This window comes from Ancylobacter dichloromethanicus (genome assembly GCF_018390645.1).
Classification (GTDB): domain Bacteria; phylum Pseudomonadota; class Alphaproteobacteria; order Rhizobiales; family Xanthobacteraceae; genus Ancylobacter; species Ancylobacter dichloromethanicus.
Window position 1 is genome coordinate 1 of sequence record NZ_JAHBGC010000053.1, and the last position, 23,809, is coordinate 23,809.

22 protein-coding genes are annotated in these 23,809 nt (G+C 62.7%); 14 read left to right on the forward strand and 8 right to left on the reverse strand.

What is annotated here, in order from left to right; genetic code table 11:
- The first annotated feature begins 149 nt into the window (after positions 1-149).
- The 3 genes from KHC23_RS22290 (at position 150) to KHC23_RS22300 (ending at position 4,151) form a co-directional block, all read left to right on the forward strand.
- Complete coding sequence (locus tag KHC23_RS22290; protein WP_246544873.1) at positions 150-428, forward strand: hypothetical protein; 279 nt, start codon at positions 150-152, stop codon at positions 426-428.
- 1,172 nt (positions 429-1,600) lie between these two features.
- Positions 1,601-2,920: a uroporphyrinogen decarboxylase/cobalamine-independent methonine synthase family protein gene (locus KHC23_RS22295; protein ID WP_213375913.1), complete on the forward strand. Its 1,320-nt coding sequence runs from the start codon at positions 1,601-1,603 to the stop codon at positions 2,918-2,920.
- A 284-nt stretch (positions 2,921-3,204) separates the two neighbouring features.
- A protein-coding gene (locus tag KHC23_RS22300) for an IS630 family transposase (RefSeq protein ID WP_213375914.1) occupies positions 3,205-4,151 on the forward strand; the annotation gives its coding sequence in 2 pieces (ribosomal slippage) (positions 3,205-3,544 and positions 3,544-4,151; 948 coding nt in all).
- 399 nt (positions 4,152-4,550) lie between these two features.
- Here the strand turns inward: KHC23_RS22300 and KHC23_RS22305 are convergent.
- Positions 4,551-5,129, reverse strand: coding sequence for a MerR family transcriptional regulator (locus KHC23_RS22305; protein ID WP_213375915.1), 579 nt, complete (start codon positions 5,127-5,129; stop codon positions 4,551-4,553).
- 256 nt (positions 5,130-5,385) lie between these two features.
- On the opposite strand from KHC23_RS22305, the gene KHC23_RS22310 reads away from it, so the two are divergent.
- The 5 genes from KHC23_RS22310 to KHC23_RS22330 all read left to right on the forward strand — a co-directional run bounded on the left by KHC23_RS22310 (position 5,386) and on the right by KHC23_RS22330 (position 10,706).
- A complete protein-coding gene (locus KHC23_RS22310; RefSeq protein WP_213375916.1) occupies positions 5,386-6,312 on the forward strand; it encodes a methylenetetrahydrofolate reductase in 927 nt (308 codons plus the stop codon).
- Positions 6,313-6,451: 139 nt separating this feature from the next.
- The gene (locus KHC23_RS22315; protein ID WP_213375917.1) at positions 6,452-7,306 is read left to right on the forward strand and encodes a 3-methyl-2-oxobutanoate hydroxymethyltransferase; all 855 of its coding nucleotides are present in this window, start codon (positions 6,452-6,454) and stop codon (positions 7,304-7,306) included.
- A 107-nt stretch (positions 7,307-7,413) separates the two neighbouring features.
- Positions 7,414-8,286: a formyltetrahydrofolate deformylase gene (gene purU, locus KHC23_RS22320; RefSeq protein ID WP_213375918.1), complete on the forward strand. Its 873-nt coding sequence runs from the start codon at positions 7,414-7,416 to the stop codon at positions 8,284-8,286.
- Positions 8,287-8,299: 13 nt separating this feature from the next.
- Positions 8,300-9,205, forward strand: a complete 906-nt coding sequence (locus KHC23_RS22325; protein WP_213375919.1) for a bifunctional 5,10-methylenetetrahydrofolate dehydrogenase/5,10-methenyltetrahydrofolate cyclohydrolase — start codon at positions 8,300-8,302, stop codon at positions 9,203-9,205.
- A 193-nt stretch (positions 9,206-9,398) separates the two neighbouring features.
- A complete protein-coding gene (locus tag KHC23_RS22330) occupies positions 9,399-10,706 on the forward strand; it encodes a bifunctional folylpolyglutamate synthase/dihydrofolate synthase (protein ID WP_213375920.1) in 1,308 nt (435 codons plus the stop codon).
- A gap of 280 nt (positions 10,707-10,986) precedes the next feature.
- Here the strand turns inward: KHC23_RS22330 and KHC23_RS22335 are convergent, their stop codons facing one another.
- The gene (locus KHC23_RS22335) at positions 10,987-11,889 is read right to left on the reverse strand and encodes a LysR family transcriptional regulator (RefSeq protein WP_213375921.1); all 903 of its coding nucleotides are present in this window, start codon (positions 11,887-11,889) and stop codon (positions 10,987-10,989) included.
- Positions 11,890-11,975: 86 nt separating this feature from the next.
- Between KHC23_RS22335 and KHC23_RS22340 the strand changes: the two genes are divergently transcribed.
- Genes KHC23_RS22340 through KHC23_RS22365 form a run of 6 tightly spaced genes read left to right on the forward strand, consistent with a single transcriptional unit; the run spans position 11,976 to position 16,597 of the window.
- Positions 11,976-12,959 carry a TIGR03571 family LLM class oxidoreductase gene (locus KHC23_RS22340; protein WP_213375922.1) on the forward strand — a complete coding sequence of 328 codons (984 nt, stop codon included), beginning with the start codon at positions 11,976-11,978 and terminating at the stop codon, positions 12,957-12,959.
- Between the two features lie 19 nt (positions 12,960-12,978).
- Positions 12,979-13,800 carry an aldo/keto reductase gene (locus KHC23_RS22345; RefSeq protein WP_213375923.1) on the forward strand — a complete coding sequence of 274 codons (822 nt, stop codon included), beginning with the start codon at positions 12,979-12,981 and terminating at the stop codon, positions 13,798-13,800.
- A gap of 13 nt (positions 13,801-13,813) precedes the next feature.
- Positions 13,814-15,019, forward strand: a complete 1,206-nt coding sequence (locus tag KHC23_RS22350) for an MFS transporter (RefSeq protein ID WP_213375924.1) — start codon at positions 13,814-13,816, stop codon at positions 15,017-15,019.
- Positions 15,020-15,034: 15 nt separating this feature from the next.
- Positions 15,035-15,367 (forward strand): MoaF-related domain-containing protein, encoded by a 333-nt coding sequence (locus KHC23_RS22355; RefSeq protein WP_213375925.1) that lies wholly within the window; start codon positions 15,035-15,037, stop codon positions 15,365-15,367.
- Positions 15,368-15,378: 11 nt separating this feature from the next.
- Positions 15,379-16,152 carry an SDR family NAD(P)-dependent oxidoreductase gene (locus tag KHC23_RS22360; protein WP_213375926.1) on the forward strand — a complete coding sequence of 258 codons (774 nt, stop codon included), beginning with the start codon at positions 15,379-15,381 and terminating at the stop codon, positions 16,150-16,152.
- Between the two features lie 13 nt (positions 16,153-16,165).
- Entirely contained in the window at positions 16,166-16,597 is a 432-nt protein-coding gene (locus KHC23_RS22365; RefSeq protein WP_246544876.1) for a PPC domain-containing DNA-binding protein, read from the forward strand.
- Positions 16,598-16,683: 86 nt separating this feature from the next.
- Here the strand turns inward: KHC23_RS22365 and KHC23_RS22370 are convergent, their stop codons facing one another.
- From KHC23_RS22370 to KHC23_RS22395, 6 genes are read right to left on the reverse strand one after another with little or no spacing between them, the layout of a single operon-like run.
- Positions 16,684-18,816 (reverse strand): type IV secretory system conjugative DNA transfer family protein, encoded by a 2,133-nt coding sequence (locus KHC23_RS22370; RefSeq protein ID WP_213375927.1) that lies wholly within the window; start codon positions 18,814-18,816, stop codon positions 16,684-16,686.
- On the reverse strand, positions 18,794-19,846 hold the full coding sequence (virB11, locus tag KHC23_RS22375) for a P-type DNA transfer ATPase VirB11 (protein WP_213375928.1): 1,053 nt from the start codon (positions 19,844-19,846) through the stop codon (positions 18,794-18,796). The genes KHC23_RS22370 and virB11 overlap by 23 nt, the downstream gene beginning before the upstream one ends.
- Positions 19,815-21,155 (reverse strand): type IV secretion system protein VirB10, encoded by a 1,341-nt coding sequence (gene virB10, locus KHC23_RS22380; protein WP_213375929.1) that lies wholly within the window; start codon positions 21,153-21,155, stop codon positions 19,815-19,817. The genes virB11 and virB10 overlap by 32 nt, the downstream gene beginning before the upstream one ends.
- Positions 21,156-21,161: 6 nt before the next feature.
- Positions 21,162-21,965, reverse strand: a complete 804-nt coding sequence (gene virB9 / locus KHC23_RS22385) for a P-type conjugative transfer protein VirB9 (protein WP_213375930.1) — start codon at positions 21,963-21,965, stop codon at positions 21,162-21,164.
- Positions 21,962-22,678, reverse strand: coding sequence for a VirB8 family type IV secretion system protein (locus KHC23_RS22390; RefSeq protein ID WP_213375931.1), 717 nt, complete (start codon positions 22,676-22,678; stop codon positions 21,962-21,964). Before KHC23_RS22390 ends, virB9 begins: the two co-directional genes overlap by 4 nt.
- Positions 22,675-23,805 (reverse strand): TrbL/VirB6 family protein, encoded by a 1,131-nt coding sequence (locus KHC23_RS22395; protein WP_213375932.1) that lies wholly within the window; start codon positions 23,803-23,805, stop codon positions 22,675-22,677. The genes KHC23_RS22390 and KHC23_RS22395 overlap by 4 nt, the downstream gene beginning before the upstream one ends.
- Positions 23,806-23,809: the final 4 nt, after the last annotated feature.

The window sequence follows — 23,809 nt, forward strand, 5'->3', positions numbered from 1 at the left end:
GCTCGGATACAGGCGATCTTCACCTCAAACGACACGCCACTTGGGGAATGCAGGTCTGCAGCTTTCATCTGTTCCCGCTTGGCGGGTTGTCGAAGATAATTAACCGGAGGTCGCAAGCTCGCTGCGTCGGGACCGGGGTAGCTTAGCCGATGGTATTCTGGGAAAACGAAGACAACGAGATGATGCGTTTCTTGCGCTTCGCTCTTGAATCTGGAATCCGGCGCCGCGCGGTTGGCGTGTCAGTCGTTGTCGGAACAACACTTAATATCATAAATCAATTTGATGTTGTTATGGGAAATGCGCCCCTCGACGTTGTGAAGGCCGTGCTTACCTATGCTGTACCTTACTGTTCGGCGACATATGGAGCGGTGGCCTATCGCCTGCACCACGAGCGACAGGTGCGGCTGCTGGCGGTTGGGCGTGACTGAAGGTCGGTTGGGCCAGTCGAGCAAATGATCGCCTCGTGCTCGACTTCTGAGATGCTCATCCTGGGAAACCAGGGTCCGCCATGCGGGGACATGGCCGGTATTGGCGCGGCGCAAGCCGCGCCAATTTTTCTCTGCCTCTACTGTCGGTGCGGGAGCTGTCATACGCGCGGCTTGGAAGAATGCGCCTCGCGCAAAGCAAATGTGAGAGTAGGGCCGTCAGGCGAATCAGGAGCAATCGGGCTGCGTCCATCCGCGCGGAGCACTGAGCATCGGACGGCGCCAAGCGCTGAAGCACCTCCAACCTCTCACCACTAAATATCATTTAAACGACAGGGTACGGCGATGACATCGAGAGACCATTCGGAGCTGCATTCATATGGAGATGTCGCCAAGAGTAATGCGGAGCTGCAAAACGCCCTCATGAGAATAGCCAACGCCGATGCCAGCGCGGTCGTCGTCATCTCGTATATATCCGGACTTATCGCATCCGGTCATGCAGATGGACAAGTGTTAACGTCGGGCGCCGTCAAGGTGGATGTTTTTCCTGACACTACATTTATTCTAGAAGAAAAAGGTATTCTCAGGACTCGCTAGGTAATAAGATATATACTGAATGCGATCGATTTCGTTGCTGAGAGGATTTAAAAGAGAATATATTTTAGACCTATTTCGCAGCCTCGCGCTATCTGATTTGGAATCGACTTGGTGAATGCCTACGGTCTAGGTAGCAAGCGCCCAAATTGGCAGCTGGATAGAGAGCGGCGGGTCGGTTCCAATGGCAGCTTGATTATTTTACCTCTCGGTACCAGGAGGCCAATTCCACTTTCGGTACCTCGGCCCATCTCGATGCGTGCGGAATTCAGCAGATCCCGATGACCTTCTTATCCGTGAAGACATCCGCGTCCGGCTGCTATGCGGCACAACCATGGCTTGGCATCCGGGCAAACCGGAAGGGCCAGAAAGTAAATCTCATTGGACGCCTCATCCTCGGGACGACGAACTCGGCAACCAACGCCGCGACCGCAGGCCTTGGGCTTCGCCTGCATCGAACGCCGCACAGCGGAGGCATACCTTACCGATGGTCGACCCATCCAGGTGCTCGCCGACTGGACGCTATCCTCCGAAGACAAAGTGCTCTTCTATCCGCGTCAACGCCATCCTCGGCGGCCTTCGTGGTCTTCGTCGACGATGGGATGACATGGAGAGTCGCGGCAGCGAAGGAAGCAAACCACCAACAAGGCCGAAACATTGGCCTGGCGATCGATGCGCGCATCATGGGTCGTAATCAACGGTCCGACACCGGTCCAGTCTCACCAGCCAACCAACTTAAACAGAGAGGATCGTTCAACATGCCGCTACCCACCGAACCTGTCGGCTCGCTGCCGCGGCCGGTCGCACTTCAGAATGGCTATGCGGCGTACGACGCCGGCACGCTCCGCCGAGATGAATTGGAAGCGCTTCAGGACGCAGCATGCGCCGACACGATCAGGCGCATGGAAGCGACTGCTGCGCCAGTGGTATCCGACGGCGAGCAGCGGATTTCGAGCTTCGCGACTTACCCGCTTATGGACACACTTGGCGGCACGGGGCTTGCCGACAATCTGGTTACCGACGGGCAGTATTTTGCGATCTTCGAGGACGGTCATCACCGCCAGTTGCCACGGCTCGTTACCGGCCCGTTCCGCTACAAGACCTATTCGGGCGCAATCGTCGAAAAGGCGATGAAGATCGCGACCAAGCCGCTTAAGCAGGCCGTCATTGCGCCGTCGATGCTTTCGTTGCTCTACCCACTCGACGGCAGCCTTCCCGATTACAGCCGCGAACGGTTCTTGTCTGACCTCTGCGACGAGTGCGAAAAGGATATCCGCTCGGCCTTCAATGCGGGAGCCAAGCGAGTGTCGATCGACTTCACCGAAGGGCGCCTCGCCTGCCGCGCCGACCCGAGCAATCCCTGGACGGGGCGTGGCATGCTCGAGGATTTCATCTCCCTGAACAACCGCGTCATCGATCGTTTCTCGCCCGAGGAGCGCCGTAATATCGGCGTCCATACCTGCCCAGGCGGCGATTGCGATTCCACGCATAGCGCCGATGTGGACTACGCCGAATTGCTGCCTTCCCTGTTCAAGATGAACGCGGGTTATTTCCTCATCCAAGCAGCAAGCGAGAAGGACAAGGAGCGTACCTACCGCCTGATCGGCGAGCACAGCCGCGTCAACGCAAACGGCGTGCCGCAAGTGTGCTTCGTCGGGGTCATCAACCCGCAGGACCCGAATGTTGAAAGCCCTGATGCCGTCTGCGCCGATATTCTCACTGCAGCACGTCACATTCCCGTCGAGCGCCTAGGAACAACCGACGATTGCGGCTTTTCCCCGTTCAGCCTCGATCGAAAGCCCAAGCACGGTTCAGCCGATTTCGCGCGCGATATCGCCTTCGAGAAGATTGCGGCGCGCGTGAAGGGAACGCAACTTGCCGCCAAAGAACTGAAGATCTGACGGCAGTTGTCGGACGAAAGGCTGGGGCGGCAGATTGCGGTGTTAACGCCGCGAGTTGCCGCCCCAGCTCTTCGTCCGATCAGATGAAGTTGTCCAAGCCCTTCACGGCATATTCGAACGAGACGGGGCTCTGGAAGCCGCCCTCGCTGGCCGCCCGGTGCTCACTCCCGACGACACACCCGAGCCGCGTCGGATAGTTAGAGCACGTCCGCTGAACGCCGATTCGATGGGGGGTGACGTTCTTGCTCTGTTGTGATTCACCGTCTCCGTTGAGGGAGGGGGTGATGGCACGGGCTTATTCGGACGATCTTCGGGTACGGGTTCTGGAAGCGGTGGCGGCCGGAGCCTCGGCCCGCTCTGTTGCGGCGCGGTTTGGGATCGGGGTGGCGACGGCCATTATCTGGGCCCGGCGGGCGCGGCAGGACGGGGAGCGCACGGCCCGGCGGCAGGGCAAGCCGCGCGGTTCACGGCTCGATGCCCACGAGGCCTTCATCCTCGCCATGATCGATGCGGCCAAGGACATCACGCTGAACGAGATGGTCGCTCGGCTGAAGGTCGAACGGGCTCTCGCCATCGAGCGGAGCGCGTTGAGCACGTGGCTGCGCTCGCGCGGCTGGACGTTCAAAAAAAGTCCGCCCATGCGCTGGAGCAGGAGCGTCCGGATATCCTGAAGCGGCGGGAGGACTGGTTCGACGCCCAGCCCGACCTCGATCCGGAAAGGCTTGTCTTCATCGACGAGACCGGCCTGTCCACCAAGATGGCCCGCCTGCGGGGCCGCTCCCTGCGCGGCGAGCGCTGCCGGGCGGGGGTGCCGCACGGGCATTGGAAGACCACGACCTTCACCGGCGCGCTCCGCCTTGCCGGAATGACCGCACCCTTCGTCTACGACGGCGCCATGAACGGGACCGTGTTCCGGGCTTATGTCGAGCAGGTGCTGGTCCCCACGCTCCAGCCCGGTGACATCGTGGTCATGGACAATCTTCCGGCCCACAAGGCGGCGGGCGTGCGCGAGGCTATCGAGCAGGTCGGCGGCACGCTCCTGTACCTGCCGCCCTACAGCCCGGACTTCAACCCGATCGAGAATGCCTTCGCCAAGCTCAAGGCATTGTTGCGGGCCAGAGCCGAGCGCACCGTCAGCGCTTTGTGGGACGCCGTGGGCGCGCTCCTCGACGCCTTCACGCCCGCCGAATGCGCAAACTACTTCAAAGCCACAGGGTATGAGCCGGATTAAAACGGACGTGCTCTAGTTTACCAGCGCACATCGTGGTGGTCATGCGGCATTTGGTCTGGTCGATCCCATCGTTCGAGCGCATCATCATCTTGAGTTACTCGTGCGCGACGCCAGCCCGCTCGGCGCCCATGCCGGCATATCGATGATGGACTTCGGTCGTCGAGTCACAGCATGTCATTTTGTGCTTTATGCCTTCAGTGAGATCCAAATAAATATATTGTGTCTCATCGTGCTGATAGCCGGACTTCGCATGCGGATACGTGATGCCTAGTTCAGAAAAAAAGCACGATCAACGGACACGAAAGCTTGCGAGGGGCTCGATCCGTGACTGAAACAAACGATGCCCAATGACCACGGCATTTCAGATTATTGAGCTACAATCCATGTGAGCATCGAGAGTCATTTCTGCACTCTGATGCGGTCTCGTCGCAATTGAGTTGAAGCGATCGGGTCTGCCTGCGTAACGTATGACCGTCCTTGAGGACTATCCGCTCGCGTCTCGGATTCTGTCGAAACCTCGCTGTCTATACGAGGCGGAGTTTCCACGTCCCAGGTCAGCCATAATATTTCGGCATCCTCCTTGCCCGTCTCGCACGGACAATTCGGACAATGAACGCGATCGGGTTTGTTCGGACAACGCCAGCACTGCTTCAGAAGAGTACGCGCCCGTTCGATATCGCGTGACAATTTGTCGAGTTGATCGACGCGCTGGCGGACAGATTGGTCAACGGCATCCAATGTGCGACAAAGAGCCCTCCCGGATTCATCTCCCGTTGCTGCGCTCGGCCGAATGTTCGCAAGCTCTGCGACGACCTTGAGCGGAATGCCGAGAGCGGCCATGCGATAGGCAACGCCAAATCTGCGTATATCCGCCTCCGAATAAAGGCGCGTGCCACCCTCGGTCTTGATCGGGCTGATAATCCCTTCTTCTTCGTAATACAGGATCGTGCGTGGCGTCACGCCAAAGCGCTCAGCCACCTCGCCAACTTTCCTGTATCCCCGTCGACGCAATAGGCGGATATCCATCGTGTAGTCCAGATTCCGGAGTCATGCGAGGCGCCGCGCCTCGACCCGACATTATCACGGTTGGATTGCTGCTGCGCACAAAAAATCCCATACCGAACGGCATCCAAATAGCTGTATGGGACGCTTGACAGTCGCACAAATAGGAATCTAACGTTGAATATAGAAAAACGGAGAGAAGCCTCCGAGCATGCCCGAGGGAGGGCGCCAAATGGATAATGAGCAAGGCGCTCGGCCGCTTGGCCGACGCGAAGACGCGTCTCGACCTGGTTCTCGTCCGTCTTTCTTCGAGAACTATACGATCGAGGCAACGCCGAGCGAAGTTCTTCAGAGTAAAACAGGACTGGCGGACCTTCCTGAACAGACAAAGGTTTATATTCCGCTTCTCCCCCGCAATAGCTTCGACGATACGGTGCAAGCGGCCAAGGCCCTTCGGCGGGAAGATTTGGTCCCGGTTCCTCATGTCACCGCCCGCACGCTTAAGGATGCTGCCCAGCTTGCCGATCGCCTCAAGCGTCTGAGCGATGAATGCGGAGTCGACGAGATCCTACTCCTCGCCGGAGGAGATGCCCGCGCGACGGGCGCCTTTCAAAATACCTTGGAGATACTGGGAACCGGGGTGCTCGAGCGATCCGGCCTGGCGCGGATCGGCTTCGCCGGCCACCCGGAAGGCCATTCCGACGTGTCCGGCTCCGACCTTGAAAAGGCGCTCCAGGCGAAGAACGAGTTCGCCCGGGCGAGCGGCATCGCCTGCTACCTGGTCACCCAGTTCTTCTTCGACGCGGCGCCCGTGCTGGCCTGGGAGCGAGGCCTGCGGGCCTTGGGAATCCAGCTTCCCGTCCATCCCGGGATACATGGGCTCGCCGGTGTCCCAAGCCTTATTAGGCATGCTGTCGCCTGCGGCGTCGGCGCTTCTCTCAAGGCGCTCCGTTCGTCGTCGCCGGGACTATTGCAGCTGGCCGGCCGACGCGATCCATCGGGGCTGGTCTCGGCTATCGTCGAGGCCAGAGCATCCGACCCGGATTCACTCTTCGAGCAACTTCATTTCTTCCCGCTTGGCGCCTTCGAGCGCACCGTCGAGTACGCGAACGCGCTTCCCGCGCAGATCGGTCGCAGCGTCCTCACAGCCGAATCGTGACGGGGCCGTCGGTGCTTCCCGTCAGCAGAGAATCGGACCGGGCGAAGCCAAGTGGTTTGGCTCCCGGGGATCCGAGCAGGTCCGTCTGCACATCGGTTGCAGCGGGCCTTTAAAACCCCGAAAGGGAAGGGAGAGAAAAATGGCCGCACGCCGTAAAACACGCATCAAACACCTGTTTGAAAAAAAGGCGAAGGGCGAGCGGATCGTCGGCATGGAATGCCACGATACGCCAAGTGCAGCAATGGCCGAGGCGCTGGGCGCCGACATCGTCCATTGTGGAAGTCCGGGTCCGATGGGCCTGTTCGGCCACAAGTCCATGGCCACGGTCGATTACGAAGAGCAGCTGTATATGCTGCAGGCCGTGCTCCGCGGTGCGCAGTCTCCGCTGCTCATCTGCAACATGCCCAACACCACGGTCGGCGTTTCGATCGAGGAATCGGTCCGAAATGCCGCCCGCGCCGTCAAGCTCGGTGCCGACGGCGTGCACATCGAGCCCACCTTCGGTATGATACCCCACGTCAAGGCGATCATCGATGTCGGTATCCCGGTCATCGGCCATTTTGGGGTCCAGAGCGAACGCGCCGTCATGCACTCCGGATACGCTCCGGCGGGCACCACGGCCGCGGAAGCCGAGGAGATCGTCGCTCTCGTCCGCCAATGCATCGATGTCGGTGTCTCGGTCGCTCTCTTCGAGCACACGTCCGAGGAACTGGTGAAATGGTGCACCGGCAATCTGCCGATCATCATCGGCAGCCTCGGGTCCGGTCCTCACGCGGACTTCATCTACCATATTTCCTGTGACGTCGCGGGCAATTCGGCATTCCGCATGCCGGCATCGCGCGAAGCCTTCGGGAACGTGTGGAAAAACATGGAAGATGCCTACGGCGCCTATTTTGCCGCTGCGCGGAACGGGACCTTCCCGAAGTCGGAGAATTCGCACCGCATGAAGCCTGGCGAGGCGGAGAAGTTCGCCAAGGCGATGGCTTCTGCCTAGACCGCCAAACTCGATCCATCGGGGGCGCCGCACACTTTCGTCCGGCGTCCCCGGTCCCCCTTCTGCGGCTGCCACCCCACGCGGCCGATCGGCTGGATGTCTACGCGATGACGACCGCACCCGCAAATCTCATATTGAAGATCCAATGCCCTAACCGCATCGGCATCGTAGCCGCCGTCGGTACGTTCCTTGCGGAACGCGGCTATAATATTAGTTCCGACGACCAGTTTCACGATAGCGAGCATGATGTCTTCTTCATGCGCACATCGTTCAACCGTGGCGATAACCCGTCCCTCTCAATGGAAGAGGTTCGGGACGCATTCAGCGACGTGGCATCCAAGTACGAGATGAAATGGTCGCTTCGGCAGGAAGACGCCACCCGCTCGGTCATCATTCTGGTGTCTCGCTTCGATCACTGCTTGGTGGACCTGCTTTATCGTCGGCGGATCGGTGAACTGCCGATGTCGGTGGCCGCGATCATTTCGAACCATCCTATGGAATCGTTTTCCGAACTCGATATCCAGAATGTTCCATTCTACTACCTTCCTGTGAATGCCGAAACGAAGCAGTCGCAGGAGGCGCGGGTTCGAGAGCTCATCGACGGCAGCGGCGCCGAACTCGTGATCCTGGCGCGGTATATGCAGATCCTCTCACAGGAATTCTCGGCTCACCTGTCGGGGCGCTGCATCAACATCCACCATTCCTTCCTGCCGGGGTTTAAGGGCGCGCGTCCCTACCATCAGGCGCATAGGCGCGGGGTCAAGCTGATCGGCGCGACCGCTCACTACGTCACGGACGCCCTCGATGAAGGACCCATCATTGAACAGGATGTGGAGCGCATTACCCATGGCGACACCCCGGACAGCCTGATCCGCAAGGGACGCGACATCGAGCGGCGCGTGCTCGCCAAAGCCGTAAGGTACCATCTCGAAGATAGGGTCTTCATGCATGGCGCCACCACCATCGTCTTTCCCGACTAGCCGGGAGTCACAGATGAACGCCACCATCATCGACGGTCGGAAAGAGGCCGCCCTGCTGAGGGAACGTCTCAGGCCGGGGATCGAGACGTTCCTTCGGGAGGCAGGTCGTGCGCCGGGGCTCGCGGTCGTCCTGGTAGGCAACGATCCAGCCAGCGAAATCTATGTACAGACCAAGGCGCGTCACGCGCGGTCCGTCGGAATGACGTCTTTTGAATACAGGCTGGAATATTCATCCGGCGAGGACGAGGTTCTGGCGCTTGTGGACCGTCTAAACAATGACCCGATGATCGATGGGATCCTAGTTCAGCTGCCTCTTCCCTCCCATCTTTCAAAGGCAAGAATATTGCAGCGGATCAATCCGCAAAAGGATGTCGACGGTTTCCATCCCGTCAACGCCGGTTTGTTGGCGGTTGACGAGCCGGGAATCGTGCCGTGCACCCCGAAGGGTTGCCTGCATCTCGTGCGGAGGGTTTGTCCCGACGTCACCGGCTGTGACGTCGTTGTCATAGGGAGTTCGACGGTCGTGGGCCGTCCCGCGGCGCAGCTCTTTCTCAATGCCCGATGCTCCGTGGCCGTCACCCACATTGATACCCATGACGTGCCCGCCTACACCCGAAACGCCGACATCGTCGTGTCCGCGACCGGCGTGCCGGGTCTAGTGAAGGCAAGTTGGATCAAGCCGGGCGCCATTGTCATCGACGTCGGCATTACCCGCATACACGGTGCGGACGGGAAGGGCCGCATTGTCGGCGACGTCGATTTCGACGAGGTCCGAAAAACAGCCGGTGCGATCACGCCCGTGCCCGGCGGAGTGGGGCCGATGACAGTTGCCATGCTGCTCGAAAACACCTGGGCATGCGCTCTGGCACGGCACGGGGGGGGGGCGGCGAATGTACCCGCGGACAGTCCCGATCAGTGACGTTGCGGGGAAGGAGCGAACATGCCTGATCCCACCTGGGTAGGAGGTTCGACGCGTATGTCCCTCGGCGTTCCAAATATCTGCAATGAGAGGCGAATGAACATTCGCTGTCCGTGAGGGATAACAGGGCATTGAGGTGCGCCGCGGCTGAGTAACCGCCATGCTCGACACCTTACCGCGAGGAGTAGAACACGTGGGTATCGCGCAAGAAGCTTGTGACGACATACTGTTCCGTCAGATTCAGCTTGAGTATAGCCCAAAGATTGATCTTTCCCTAGATCGTCTGGTCGGCTTTCTGGACCGAATCGGCAATCCGCATCTTCGGTTGCCTCCGGTCATCCATGTGGCCGGGACGAATGGGAAGGGAAGCACGTGCGCATTCATGCATTCGATCTGCCGGGCGGCGGGATGGAAGGCCCATGTCTACACGTCTCCCCATCTCGTGCAGTTCCGTGAGCGATATGTCGTCTCCGGAGAGGAGGCGGATCCCACTCTCCTGGATGCCGTGTTTCGAGAACTTCGTAGACTTGGTGCGCCCGACACGCTGACCCTGTTCGAGGCGATGACAGCGGCGGCATTCCTGATTTTCGCGGCGAACCCGGCGGACGTGTGCATTCTGGAAGTGGGGCTGGGAGGGCGTCTGGATGCGACCAATGTCGTCGCCTGTTGCGCCGCGGCCGCTATCACCTCCATCTCGCTGGACCACCAGGAGTTCTTGGGACATCGCCTGGAGGATATCGCTCTCGAGAAGGCCGGGATCATCAAGCCGGGGTCCCCGGTGGTGACCGGCCGTCAGGAACCGGCGGTGCTGCAACGTCTTGCGAGCAGAGCCGGGAGTCAGGGCTCGTCGCTGCGCGTGCGGGACGTATCGTGGCGGATCGCTCGGGAGCCTGACGGTATCCAGTTTTCCGATGAGGATGACGTTATCCGCCTTCCGGAGCCCGCGCTGAAGGGCCGGCACCAGCTCGACAATCTGGGCATTGCCCTTGGCGCTCTGCGGGCCGCGGACTTTCGGCCGTCTCCAGCGGCCATTGCCTGCGGTGTCCGGCAAGTGGTGTGGCCTGGCCGATTGCAGCGACTGGATGGCGCATTGAGCGGAATTCCTCCGACCGGCTCCGAGCTCTGGGTTGACGGCGCACACAATCCCGGCGGCGCGGCGGCACTTGCAGCGGAACTGCGGCATTGGGACGACGGCTGTACACTGATCGTGGGCATGAAAAGCGATCGCGATCCGCGTCCGTTTCTGGAGACTCTCTGGCCCTGCGCCGAAAACGTATTCGTCGTGTCGGAACCCGGTCAATATGACGCGACCGCCATTGACGACCTTATTCGCGCAAGTGGAGGCCGCGCATTGTCTGGACCGACCGTGCCGCAGGCTCTCAGAAAAATGTCAAAGAGCTCGCGCGTCGTTATCTGCGGGTCTCTTTACTTGGTGGGAGAAGTTCTAAAGATGGACCGTGCAGGGCCGGGGATATTTGAATCGAGCTGGTGCGGAATGTAACGAACGCCCGCATGTGGGGGGCAACGGTCCGAGTCGAGGGCGTACGCGAATACAGGCGGGTCCTGTCTGTCGAGACAATGCCTCTACGCGGTAGGCTGCCTGAGATGCTCATCCCGGTAAACCGGGGTCCGCCATGTGGGGACATGGCCGGTATAGGCGCGGCGCGAGCCGCGCCTTTTTTTGATCGAATCAGTGATCGCATAACAAACATTATGGAATTAAGTAATTGATATTACTAGTTAAATTAGTATGGGCTATCGAGCCGATTGAGTGAGAGCGATCACGATCCAAGGAACGCCTGCAGCCGCGGCACAACAAAATCCAAAAACACACGCACCCGTTGAGGAAGGCGCGCGCCTCCCAGGTAGACGGCATGGATCTCTTCCTCGTCGCCCTCGACGGCATCCGAGAGGATTTCGACGAGGCGGCCGGCGGCGAGATCGTCACGGGCATGATAGTCACCGAGCCTTGCCAGTCCGACGCCCGCGACCGCCATGCGTCGGACTGTCTCGCCGTTATTGGCCAGCAGCGAACCATTGACCGCCCGATCGACGATGCGCCCGCTTTCCTTGAGCGGCCAGACGGGAGCCGCGCGGCGGAAGTTGAAACCGAGGCAATTATGGCGCGCCAGGTCTCCGACCGTGCGCGGCGTCCCGTGGCGTTCGAGATAGGTCGGTGAGGCGACGATCCTACGCCGGGCGATGCCGATGCGACGGGCCATCATGCCGGAATCCTGCAGTCGTCCGACTCGGAACGCCACGTCGGTGCGATCTAGGTAGAGATCGACGATTTCGTCGGAGAGCGAGAGGTCGACGACGACATTCGGATAGGCCTGCCAGAACGCCGGCAGTGCGGCTTCCACCGCGAGCACGCCAAAGGCGACCGAGGCGTTGACGCGGACCGTGCCGCCGGTGCTTTCGGCACCCTGCGAAAGTTCGCGCTCGATGTCGTCGAGTTCACCCAGCACCGCGAGGCTGCGCTCATAGTAGAGCTGGCCCTCCGTTGTCAGCGACAGGCGTCGGGTCGAGCGTTCGAGCAGGCGCACACCGAGACGGGTTTCGATCCGCGTGATGAGCTTGCTGACGGTCGAGGGAGTCATGCGCAAGAGCCGGGCGGCCTCTGAGAAATTGCCTGCCTCGACCGCGCGCAGGAACACCTGCATTTCGCCGGCGCGATTGTCCATGTGATGCCACACTGTGATTTCGTTTCACAGATACTGTGGAAAGCGAACGGATTATCAACCCCGAAAGCGTCGATTATCTCGTCTGCATGACACAGACATCCGCTCTCGCCCTGATCCGCCGGCCGGATCACCTCACCCTCGGCATCGAGCTGCCGCTCGATAATGACTGGTCGCCCGCCGGCGAGACCCGGCGCGTGGCTGCTGGCCGTCCGCGTGGCGTGCCCGACCTTTCGGCGCAGACGGATCTCGTCCGCAAGGTCGACGATCTAGGCTTCACGGCGATCTGGATGCGCGACGTGCCGGTCTTCGATGCCGCCAATATGGGTGATGCCGGCTCAGTCCACGATGTTTTCGCGCTGCTCGGCTATCTCGCGGCCGTGACACGGAACGTCGCGCTCGGCACGGCGGCCGTCGTGCTGCCGATCCGCCACCCGCTGATGACGGCGAAGGCGGCGGCTTCGGTGGACGCGCTCTCCGGCGGCCGATTGATCCTCGGCGTCGCTTCGGGTGACCGGCCGGTGGAATATCCGCTGCTCGACCTCGACTTCGAGGCGCGTGGACAGGCGTTTCGTGATGCCGTCGGCTATCTGCGCGCGGCGTGGCAGCCGGGTGGCCTGCCGGTCAACGGCGAGCGTGTGCCTACCCTCGACCTGCTCCCACGCCCCGTGCAGCCCACCATTCCGCTGGTGGTCGCCGGCCAGGCCCGCCAGGAAGATGGCTGGCTTGGCGACCACATGGACGGGCGCTTCGTCTATCCCGGCAGCGTCGAGAAGATGGCAGCACAAGCCGCACGCTGGCGCACGGCGACCGGCGGATGCGGCGCGTTCATCAGCGCCTTCCATCTCGACCTTGTCGAGGATGCAGACGCTCCGGCCGCGCCGATCCGCTTCGGCGTCCGCGTCGGCCGCAACGGCCTGATCGCGCATCTGCGGGCGCTGGCGGAAGCCGGCGTCGATCACCTAGCCATCAATCTACGGCAGTCGGCCCGTCCGCCCGCCGAGATCATCGAAGAACTAGCGTCGGAGGTCATGCCGATGCTCACCAGGAACCAGCAGGCGCGAGCCGCCTGAACAGAAAGGACTATCAAAGATGGACATCGTGAAAGCCTATGGCGCGGAGATTCCGGCGCTCGGTTTCGGCGTATTCCGCATGTCGGACGCCGAGGTCGAGGCGGTCGTTCCCGCCGCGCTCGAAGCCGGTTTCCGGCATTTCGACACCGCGCAAATCTACGGGAACGAAGCGGCGCTCGGCCATGCGCTGGCGGCTGCCGGTGCGCGTCGCGCAGATCTATTCCTCACGACCAAGGTTTGGGTCGACAATTATAGCCCGGACAAGTTTGCGGCCTCGGTGGACGAAAGCCTGGAGAAGTTGAAGGTCGACCAGGTCGATCTGCTGCTCCTGCACTGGCCGGCCGACAAGGTCGCGATTGCTGACCAGATCGCCTTGCTCAACGAAGTCCAGACGGCTGGCAAGACGCGCTTCATCGGTGTCAGCAACCAGAACATCGCGCAAATGAATGAGTCGATCGCCCTAAGCAATGTGCCGATCGTCACCAACCAGATCGAAGCCCACCCATATCTCGATCAGAGCGCGGTAGCGGCGGCGGCCAAGGCCGCAGGCGTTGCCATCACGGCCTACTTCGGCATGGCCGATGGCGCCGTGCCGAGTGATCCGGTTCTTCAGGCGATCGGCGCCAAGCACGGCAAGTCGGCGGCGCAGGTCGCGCTGCGCTGGTTGGTTCAGCAGGGCTTCATTGCGCTCTCCAAGACAGCCAAGCCGGCTCGTGTCGCGGAGAACTTCGCCATCTTCGACTTCGCGCTCGGCGATGACGACATGGCCGCGATCGGCAAGCTCGGTCAGGCGAACAAGCGCTTGGTCAGTCCGGCCGGCCTTGCCCCCGCCTGGGATTGAGGAGGATCACGCGATGAACGGATCGGTTTCTCATTCGGCGAGAGATGGCTCCGCCCGGGGGTTCAACTGGCCGCTGCTGGCGCTCGCTATCGGCGCCTTCGGCATCGGCACCACGGAGTTCACGCCGATGGGGCTCCTGCCGGTCATCGCGCAGGGGGTGGACGTATCCATCCCGACCGCCGGAATGCTGGTCAGCGCCTATGCGATCGGCGTCATGATCGGCGCACCGGTGATGACGCTTGCCTTCAGCCGCTTCGGCAGGCGCACCGCGCTGATGCTGCTGATGACGATCTTCACGATCGGCAACCTGCTCTCGGCGCTGGCGCCGGATTACTACACGCTGCTAGCTTCGCGGCTGTTCACCAGCCTCAACCACGGCGCCTTTTTCGGCCTCGGCGCGATCGTCGCAGCGAGCGTGGTGCCGAAGGAACGCCAGGCAAGCGCCGTGGCGACCATGTTCATGGGGCTGACTATCGCCAATATCGGCGGCGTGCCGGCCGCGACGTGGATCGGTCAACAGGTCGGCTGGCGCCTCGCCTTCGCGGGCACGGCCGGACTCGGCATCCTCGCCATTGCTTCGCTTTGGCTGGCGCTGCCGAAAGGAGAGCCGGGCAAGGCGCCCGACGTGCGGCGCGAACTCGGCGTACTGACGCGGCCTGCCGTGCTGCTTGCCATGGCGACGACGGAGATGGGCGCGGGCGCGATGTTCACGCTCTACACCTATGTCGCGCCGGTCCTCGCCGAGCTGACTGGAGCATCGGAGACGTTCATTACGCTGGCGCTCGTCCTGATCGGCGTGGGCTTTACCATCGGCAACGGCCTCGGCGGCAAGCTCGCTGACTGGTCCCTCGATGGCGCGACCAAAATCTTCCTCGCCGCTCTCGCGATCATCATGGTGGCGCTGCCGCTGGTGCTGACCAGCCATGCCGGGGCGGCGGTCGGTCTCCTCGTGTGGGGCGCGGCAACCTTCGCCATTGTGCCGCCCGTCCAGATGCGGGTGATGCAGGCCGCCTCGGAAGCCCCGGGCCTTGCGTCGTCGATCAATGTCGGTGCGTTTAATCTTGGCAACGCCCTGGGCGCGGCGGTTGGCGGCGGGGTCATCAGCCTGGGTCTTGGCTACGCAGCGGTGCCGGTTGCTGGCGGCGTGCTCGCGGCGCTCGGATTGGCGCTGGTCTGGCTCGGAGGCCGCCGCACCGTGCTGCGCCCCTGCGAAGCGTGACGAAAGGATACCAACATGACCACAGCGTCCTTTCCGATGGCCGGCCGCCGCTTCGAGGTCGACTATGGCGATCTCGTCGCGGAGAACGCCTATGCCGCTGACGGCCGCTCGCTGACCTATGCGATCACCGGCGGCGCTCTCGCCGGGAACGGTGCGACGGTCGGCTTCGAATGGCGACACCTCCATGGAGGTGCCTACGCCATCTCCTGGCAGGAAGCCGACAGCTCGACCGTCGTTCACATCGATGACTTCGATCGGGGCCGCTCGATGGCCTTCTTCACCACCCCGAACGGACAATTCCATCGCTTCGAAGGGAGCCTGCGCTCTCTGGACGGCATTAAAGACTAAGCAGGATTCCCATGGACCTACAATTGAACGGCAAGACCGCGCTCGTGACTGGTTCGACCGCCGGTATCGGTCTCGAGATCGCAAGGCGCCTGGTCGCGGAAGGCGCAGATGTCGTCATCTGCGGACGCAGCCAGGGGAAGCTCGATACGGCCGCGACCGATACCGGTGCGCGCGGTGTGCTCGCCGACCCGGCGACGGCGGAGGGCGCGGAGGCGCTTGTCGCAGCGGTGCCCGAGGTCGATATCCTGATCAACAATCTCGGCATCTATGAATCGAAGACCTTTACGGACATCACCGATGCGGACTGGCTGCGCTTCTTCGAGGTCAATGTCCTCTCCGGTGCGCGGCTCGCTCGCGCCTATTTCCCCGGCATGATCGCCCGCAATTGGGGACGCATCATCTTCATCGCCAGCGAAAGCGGCCTGCTCGTGCCGCCGGACATGGTCCATTACGGCATGACGAAGACAGCGCAGCTCGCAATCGCACGGGGGCTTGCAGCGAACACCAAGGGCACGCGGGTCACGGTCAACTCGGTGCTCCCCGGCACCACGCGCTCGGAAGGCATCGTCGATTTCTTGAAGAGCGTCGCGGATGATCCCAACGCGCCGGAAGCGGAGATCGAGCGGGTCTTCTTCGCCAAGGACCGGGCTACTTCGCTCATCCAGCGGAAGATCGAGCCCGAAGAAATCGCCTCGCTGGTGGCCTATGTCGCAAGCCCGCTGTCAGCTGCGACGAACGGCGCGGCCCTGCGCGTCGATGGCGGCATCACGCCGACAATCGTCTAGGAGAATGTGCGCCATGGCGGAGCCCACACGCTTCATTTCCGTCCCGGGCGGTTTCCTGATGGTGCTCCGCCAGGGCGACGACCTTTTCGTGCATCTGGAAAAGCTCATGCGGGACGAAGACATTCCTGCGGCTTCCGTCCGAGGCTTTGGTTTTGTTAGCACGATCCGCTTCGGCTTTTTCGATTTCGAGCGTCGCGACTATGACCCGCGCGACTTCACGGACATGGAGGTGACGGGTCTTACTGGAACCCTTGCCTGGAAGGATGGCAAGCCCGCCATCCATGCCCATGCGTCCGCCGCGGGTCGAGATTTCCAGGCTGTGGGCGGGCACCTTCTCGGCCTGACTGTCGGCCGGGGATCGTTCGAGATGGCGGTCACGGTGCATGACCGCCGGCTAGAGCGGCATTTCGAGGAAGACATCGGAGCGAACGTGCTGCGCCTCTGACGTCGGATCGGAGGCCAAACCATCATCGATGTCGATTAGATCGTGCGACTAGGTGTCGACTCCCACAACGCCCATTGTGGGGCGAGCTAGCCACCTTCGCTCTCCCCGAAAGAGCGATGCAGCGCCGCGAGCACTTCTGTCGCTGACTGTACCGCGGTTGTCGACACGCTGGGCGCTTTCAGCGTTGACATCATGGCGACGAAGTCTTCGTCCTGATCAACCACAGCCGAAGCGAGGATATCTCGAAGATCGCAGCTTTCGCCGGCCTCATCCGGCGCGGCCCCGAGCGACAGAATCTTGCGCCTTGCAGGAAAGACGGGCGCGGGCGAGGCCAGTGACGGGGGAGCGATCAAGGGCCCCGGCGCAGGGCTTGCCATCGACTTTGCTCGCTTGCGACCTTTGGGGGACTTAGCGGGCGGCGGGCTCTTTGCCGACGCCGGCTTTGGGAGCTCGGTGGCCGCCGATTCCTCAGGAGCCGGACTGATGGCGCCGCCCAAGGGTTCGTCGTGCCAGACCCTGAGCCGCGGCAATTCAGGTGGCGATCCCCTCGCGGCCTCGTAGAGCGGGCGATAGGGCTTGTCGAGGTAGTGCCGGATCTTTGTGAGCTCGAAGGACGGCGAGTTCTTCACCATCAGAATGGACAGCCGGGCCGACATCTCGCGCAATTCGAGCGGGCTGCGGAGCGGCCGCGGCGTGTAGTGCGGCGCCCAGACGCGCGGTGCGAAAATCCCCTGCCCTGGCCGCACTACGGGCGTCTTGTAGACCTGGGTGGTCTCGCCCAGCATCTCCGAGACGAATTCGGACGTGTCGAGGTCGTTGATCTGGATGAAAAGCTTGACCTGCGAACCCGAGACGGTGGTGATCCGCGTGCTCCGGCCATAGAGCTCGTCGAGCTGGGCGATGTCCTGCATGATAATGGCCATGCGGAAGCCGTAGCCGGCGCTGATGGTGATCTTGGAGATCAGCGAGTCCATCCGGCCGACATGGTAGAATTCATCGAGCATCAGCAGCACCTGATGTGGCTCATCCGACCCGGGAATCCTGTCCATCAGCAGATCGTGGATCTGCTGGAACAGGATGCGGATCAGCGGCCGGAAGATGGAGAGCTCGGCGATGGTGCAACCGATGAAGATCGTCATCGGTTGCCGGCGGAGCTCGCGGACGTCGAAATCCGACATCTCCGTCGCCGCCGAGATCAGCCCGTTGTTCCACAGGCTCATCGCCATGTTCACGTTGAACACGGCGCTGTTGCGCGTTTCGGGCTCGAGCGCGATGTACTGGTTGAAGCTGTCGACCACCCAAGTCGGCAAATGCGGACGCTCGGTCTTCACGATGGCGCGCAGCACCGTCGAGATGTCCTTGCCCGTGGTTGTCATGCGCGCGACGGTGCGCATGTGCTGCGCCCCGGTCGTGAGCGGCGACGCGAGCACATATCCGATCAGTGCCGAGAGAAGCAGGCGCCCGGCGCCCGCCCAAGTATCGTCGGCCTTTTCGGGGATGACGAATGACGCGACCACCAGGCAGTCCGTCGCCATGCGCTCGTCGCGCCGCACGAAATCGAGCGGATTGTAGCGGTGCGTATCGGGTGAGCCCGGCGAAAACATAAAGACCTTGTTGCCGAGCGTGGCGCGGTGATTGGCGAGCGCGTCGAAATTCTCGCGCTTCGGATCGAAGAAGACCGCCGATCCCTGCCACAGATAGCCGTTGGGCAGGACGAAGCCCGTGCCCTTGCCGGAGCGCGACGGGCCGACGACGAGGATGTGGGCCGGCTCGTCGGACCGGATGGTGGCGCCACCCAGCGTGCCGAGAACTATACCGCGCCGCGACGTCAGCCCCTGCTTTGCCGCCTCCATGAGCGAGCCGAAGCGCGCCGCCCCGTAGGGCATCTGCCGACGATTGACGAGGCCGAAAATCAGGCCGGCGACACCTAAAGCGAACACGCTGCCGGCGGCGTATCCCCCGCGGATCAGTGCCTCCACCCGGGTCGGCGCATAAAGCACCCGCTCGTAGAAGTGCTGCCAGGCGATGAGGAAAAAGCCGGCGGAACGGTCGGCGTTCTGCATCCGCAGGAGCCCCCAGCGACTGGCACCCTCGCCGGGGAAGCGGTTCGGCGCCCAGCGCAGCCCGACGACGACCTCATAGGCAAGGCTCCACAGGAGCCAAAAGGCGACGAGCGAGAGGACCGCGACGCCGAGCCTATAGACCAGAATGCGTGCCATGCTCGTGGCTCTCCTCTACCCTCTCCCTTCGCCACTCGCTCATGCGCGAGAAATGGATGGCAGAGGTCCCGCGCCAGCCGCCAATCTTGGTCTGCTGAATCACGATCGGCAGGACGGATCTGATATAGGCGACGATCTCCTCGCGCTTCAGGCCGAGGCCGGCCTGCATCACCATGAGGGCCAACTGCTCGAAGGCGCCGGCCGGACTATCGGCATGGACCGTGGTGATGCTGCCGGGATGGCCGGTATTGATCGCCCTCAGGAACGAGTACGCCTCCGATCCTCGGATCTCGCCGAGGAAAATGCGGTCGGGACGCAGGCGAAGCGAAGCCTGCAACAGCATCTCGACGCTGACGCGGGCCTCGCCCTGGTCGCCCTTGGAGGCGACCAAAGGAAGGTAGTTCCGCTGGATCGGCTTGACCTCGCGGGTGTCCTCGATGGTGATGATCCGCTCGCCTTCGGGCACCTCCTTGAGGATAGCGTTGAGAAAGGTGGTCTTGCCGGAGCTTGTGCCTCCCGACAGCAGGATGGAGTAACGGTTGACGACAGCACGACGAATGAAGGCCTCGATGCGGCCGGCGTCGAGATCGGCGCAGAGCTGGCGATCGATCTCCGAGAGGTCGCCCTCCCCGGCCGTTACGACCCGCCTGAAAGAGCCGAGCGCGCGATAGTCGTCGAGGCGCATCTCCTTGATCACCTGCTTGCGGATTGCGAAGGCGCCGCCTGCGGCGGTTGCCGGAGGAATGACGCCCTGAAACCGCTCGCCGCTCGGCAATGCCGCAGAGAGCAGAGGATGCTCCTCATTGATGCTCTGCCCGGAATAGCCCGCGACCCGCTCGGCGAGGTGCCGGATCGCGTGCTCCGACAGCTCGGGCAGCTCGTGCCGTTCCATGGCCGCCTCGCCGAAGCGCTCGACCCAGATCTCGCCCGGACCGTTTGCGCAGATTTCGACAACCTGATCGTCGTCGAGCCACCTGCGGACCGGCTCGAGAGCGCGATCAATGAAGACCGTCAGGCTTCGTGCGCTCACGCCTGATCTCCTGGAGGGCCTCCCTTACGGGATCGGGATAGAAGGCAGAGAAGTCGAGGTCGCGGCGAACGAAGACGATGATGCGCGACCCCTGGTCGAGGTAGATCGTCGGCGGGATGTTGATCGAGTTGCGAAGCGCCTCCTGCGCAATGTTGGTGAGGGTCTGCGAGACGTTCTGCGCGGCGATCTGCTGGGCCTGCAGCGTGAGCTGGTTCTGGTTCACACCGGTTTGGGTCTGGGTGACGGCGCCCGTCACCGGATCGGTGGTCGTGATGATCGTGCCGGTGCCGTTATTGCCGTAGTTCTGGCCGTAGCCGCTGAGGAACTGCGCCGCCCCGCCCACCACCGAGAGCATGATCGCCGCCCCGAAACGCTCGACATAATGGTTGTCGACAAAGCCAGCATTGCCGGCACGGCCAAGATCGTCCGTCCCGTTCGAACCGAGCTGTACCGAGACGCCGTCCGATCGCAGCAGGCGCGTCCACACGACGAAGACGCGCGTCTGACCCTGTGCGATCCCTGAGCGATATTCACCGACGAGGCGGCTGCCGGCCGGGATCAGGACACGCCGTCCGTCGAAGGACCAGACATTCTCGCTGACGATGGCCCTGACCATGCCCGGCAAGTCGCTTTGGAGAGCCGTCTCCAGAACGCCGCGGATCATCGTTCCCTGTGCCACCAGAGCGTCGATCCGGTCGTTCTTCGTCGCGCGGGCGACATCGACGCCGGCCGCCGAAACAGAGGCGAGGAATCGGCGGTTCGGATCCTCGTCCGGTGTGGCGGAAGCCGCAGCGTTGCTGTCGGGATTGGTGGTGGCCGCTGTGGCGGCGGCATTGTCGGAGATGACCTGGGGGGCGCGCAGCCGCTCCCATCTGCGGCGCTCTTCTTCCTCCTGCCGGCGCCGCTCGAGCTCGGCGAGCCGGCGGGCGTCGTCGTCATTCGCCGGCGAAGAGACCAACGGCGGCTCGGGCGCCGGCGGGGGCTGAAGGGTTTGGGGCGGCGGCGGCGGAGGAGGCGGCGGCTCGACCGGCGCCTGCGGGATGACGATCGCGCCCTGGCTGGTCTGCGGTCGCGGCGCCGACAGCGATGGCGCCGGGAACTGCGTCGTCGTGAACTCCTCCCGGTCCGGCGTCGTCATGACCGGGGTACGCTGACCCGTCGAGCTGTAGATCATCCACGCCGCGACACCCACCGCACCGAGCGGCACGCCGAAAGTCAGGAGCCGGCCCAGCGCGGTGCGGCCGCGCGCGACGGAGGTCGCCGCCGCCGCTTCCATCTCGAACGAACGATAGTCGTCAGGGGTCGGCATCGCCCACTACCCTCCCGCGTTCGCGGTGAGCCCGATGCGCTGGGGAGCGTAGGGCTCGAGGCCGTTCGGCTCCTGCACATTGGTCAGCCGGCGGTTGAAGACACAGGTCGATTCCTGTCCGTTGCGCAGCGTCCACTGTGCGGACACCTTGTCGATGACCACATAAGGGCCTTCGGTCCGGAAATTGACGAGGCTTTCGTTGCGGTCCGCGTCGACGATGAAGATCGCGGGCGTCTCGCCCTCGAAGCGGAACCAGGTCTTCGTGCCGTCGTCGAACACCGCGATCGGCTTGTTCGCCGACGATCCCTTGTAGCCGTAATCGCTATTGGCGTTGGCGATATTGAGATCTTTGAGGTTCGGGTTGGCGGCACGCTCCTTGGCCTCGGCGAGGAGTTTCGGGTTGGCCTCGTCGTCGGGAAAGCGAAAGCGCACGGCATAGATCTGGCTCTGGGCGGGCCGCGTGTTGGACCTCAGCAGGAACACATAGATGCGCTTGTTGGTCACGACGTTCAGGTTGGACTGGGCGTCCTTCTCGATCGGCTTCACGAAGATGATGTCGCCCTTGCGGTTGGGCTCGACCTTCCAGGCAACGGAATCGCCGAGCGCGAGCGTCTCGATCTTCTCGTCGTCCTGCAGCTGGATCATCGTCGAGGTGCCGTAGCTCGCGTCGATCGCCGTGACATTGTCCTTGTTGTAGACGACGTCGCGCACCCGCGAATCCACGCGCCCGGGGCGTGGCGTCGCCTCTGCGAAAGCGGAGGACACCGGAAGGGCGAGGCAGAGGCCGAGCAGAATGCCGCGCCGGATCATGGCGTCGTCCCGACGCTTCCCGGCGAGGGCGCTGTCTCCTGGTCGCGGCGATATTCGAGGACCTGGAAGCCGAGGGGATTGTCGAAGCGCCACTGATTGCGCATCGGCGCGGCGGTGTAGCGAAAGCGCACGAGAGACACCCAGTTGCGGGTTACGACATTCGTCGCCGTCTTCTCCTCGGTCGAGAAGCGGACGAGCGCGGTGCGGTTGTTAGGGAAGGTCACCGACTTGATGTTCACCGCGACCTCGGCGTTGGAGCCGAAGACCTTCACCGGATTGTTCGGATTGGCCGGCGAATAGATCTCGGTGAGCTCCCGGGCCGCATCTCCGGTCGAGAGCAACTGCGTGAGATCGAAATTGTCCTTGAGCGCCCGCGGGTCGTAGGTCTCGCGCGCCTTGACGTAGCGCACGACATTGAAGGTGGTGACGGCCTCGTCCTGCGTCAGCGCGCCCTCGGCCATCGGGCGCTTGACCTCGACGAAGCCCGTCGCCTTGTCGACGACCACCATGTAGGGCTCGTAGGTCTTGAGCGGGACGAGGAGCGCGATGACGCCGAGCGCCACCACCGCCACGACCGTCATGACCGCGGCGACGATCCAGGCCAGCGCGCGCGAATTGCGGTTGCGCCGTGCGATATCCTGCTCCCACGTCGCACCGTCCGCATAGTACCGGGGATCGACGCGCACCGGCTCGGATGCTGCAGCTTCGCTCATGGCCGCCCTCCCCCGCTTTGGCTCGGTGACGAGCCTTGGTTGCGGATCTGGTCGGCGAGCCGGCGGAACTCGGCGGATTGAGCCCAGGAGGTGGCGCGCATGCCGACCCGGGCGCGCTGACGCGCCGCGAGCTCTTCACGCCGCGACGTGGACGCTGGGTTGAAGGGATTTCGGAAGGCAAGGCGCCCGCGATTGGCGGCAACGCCGAGCCTGTAGCCGGTGGCCGTGGCCAGCACGGCGCCGATCCGCGGCGCGTGAACCGGGACGCCGCCGGCGATCGCAGCCGCGACATTGTTGATCTGGCTGAGCAGAAGGATGCCGATGATCGCGAGTAGCACGACCGGCCCGATCGTCGCCCAGGTCGCAGACTTGGAGTTTGCGACGCCGTTGAGCGTATCGATCGATTGCTGGATCAGAGAGACGTAGAAGGCGAGGAAGGCGTAGACGAGCACCTGCACCACAAAATACTGCGCGATCGACCCAAGCCAGCCGCTGAAGAAGCGCGACGTCACGCCGAAGAGCAGCAGGATGATGAAGACCGGCGCGAGTGCCAGCAGTAGCCACATGAACATCTTGGAGAGCACGATCAGGAAGATCGCGAACCCGATCAGTACCGCCATCACGACATAGAACACCGCCGCGAAGATGTACGGTCCCCAATTGGTGATGCCGGCATTCTGCAGAAAGGCCTCAGTCGCCGAGTTGGTCGTGTCCCACATGTTCTGCAGCGCATTCTGCACGCCGTTCACCGAGGTGAGGTTGGCCGAGGTGCCGGTGTTGTTCGCGGTGGTGACGACGCTCAGGAGCGCGTTCCCGATCGCGGAGGGGCCGTTGTTCAGGGCGTTGTAGACGAGTGTCTGGAAGTCGCCCCAGCTGGTCGCCAGCGTGTAGATGACGAAGGCGCGAAAGAGGCGGAATGCATGGTCCGCCGGCCCGCCGGTCGCTGTGCCCTGCCAGATGCCCACCCCCCAGAAGATCACGTAGAGGGTCAGCAGCAGGCCGGCGACGCCCGTCGCGCCGCCCGACGTCGCCGCATTGGCGATCGCCTGATAGGCGCTGGAGACATAGTTCTGCCCAAGCTGGTCGACCGACTGAAGAAGCGAGGTGATGTTGAAGGTGTTGCCCATCGCC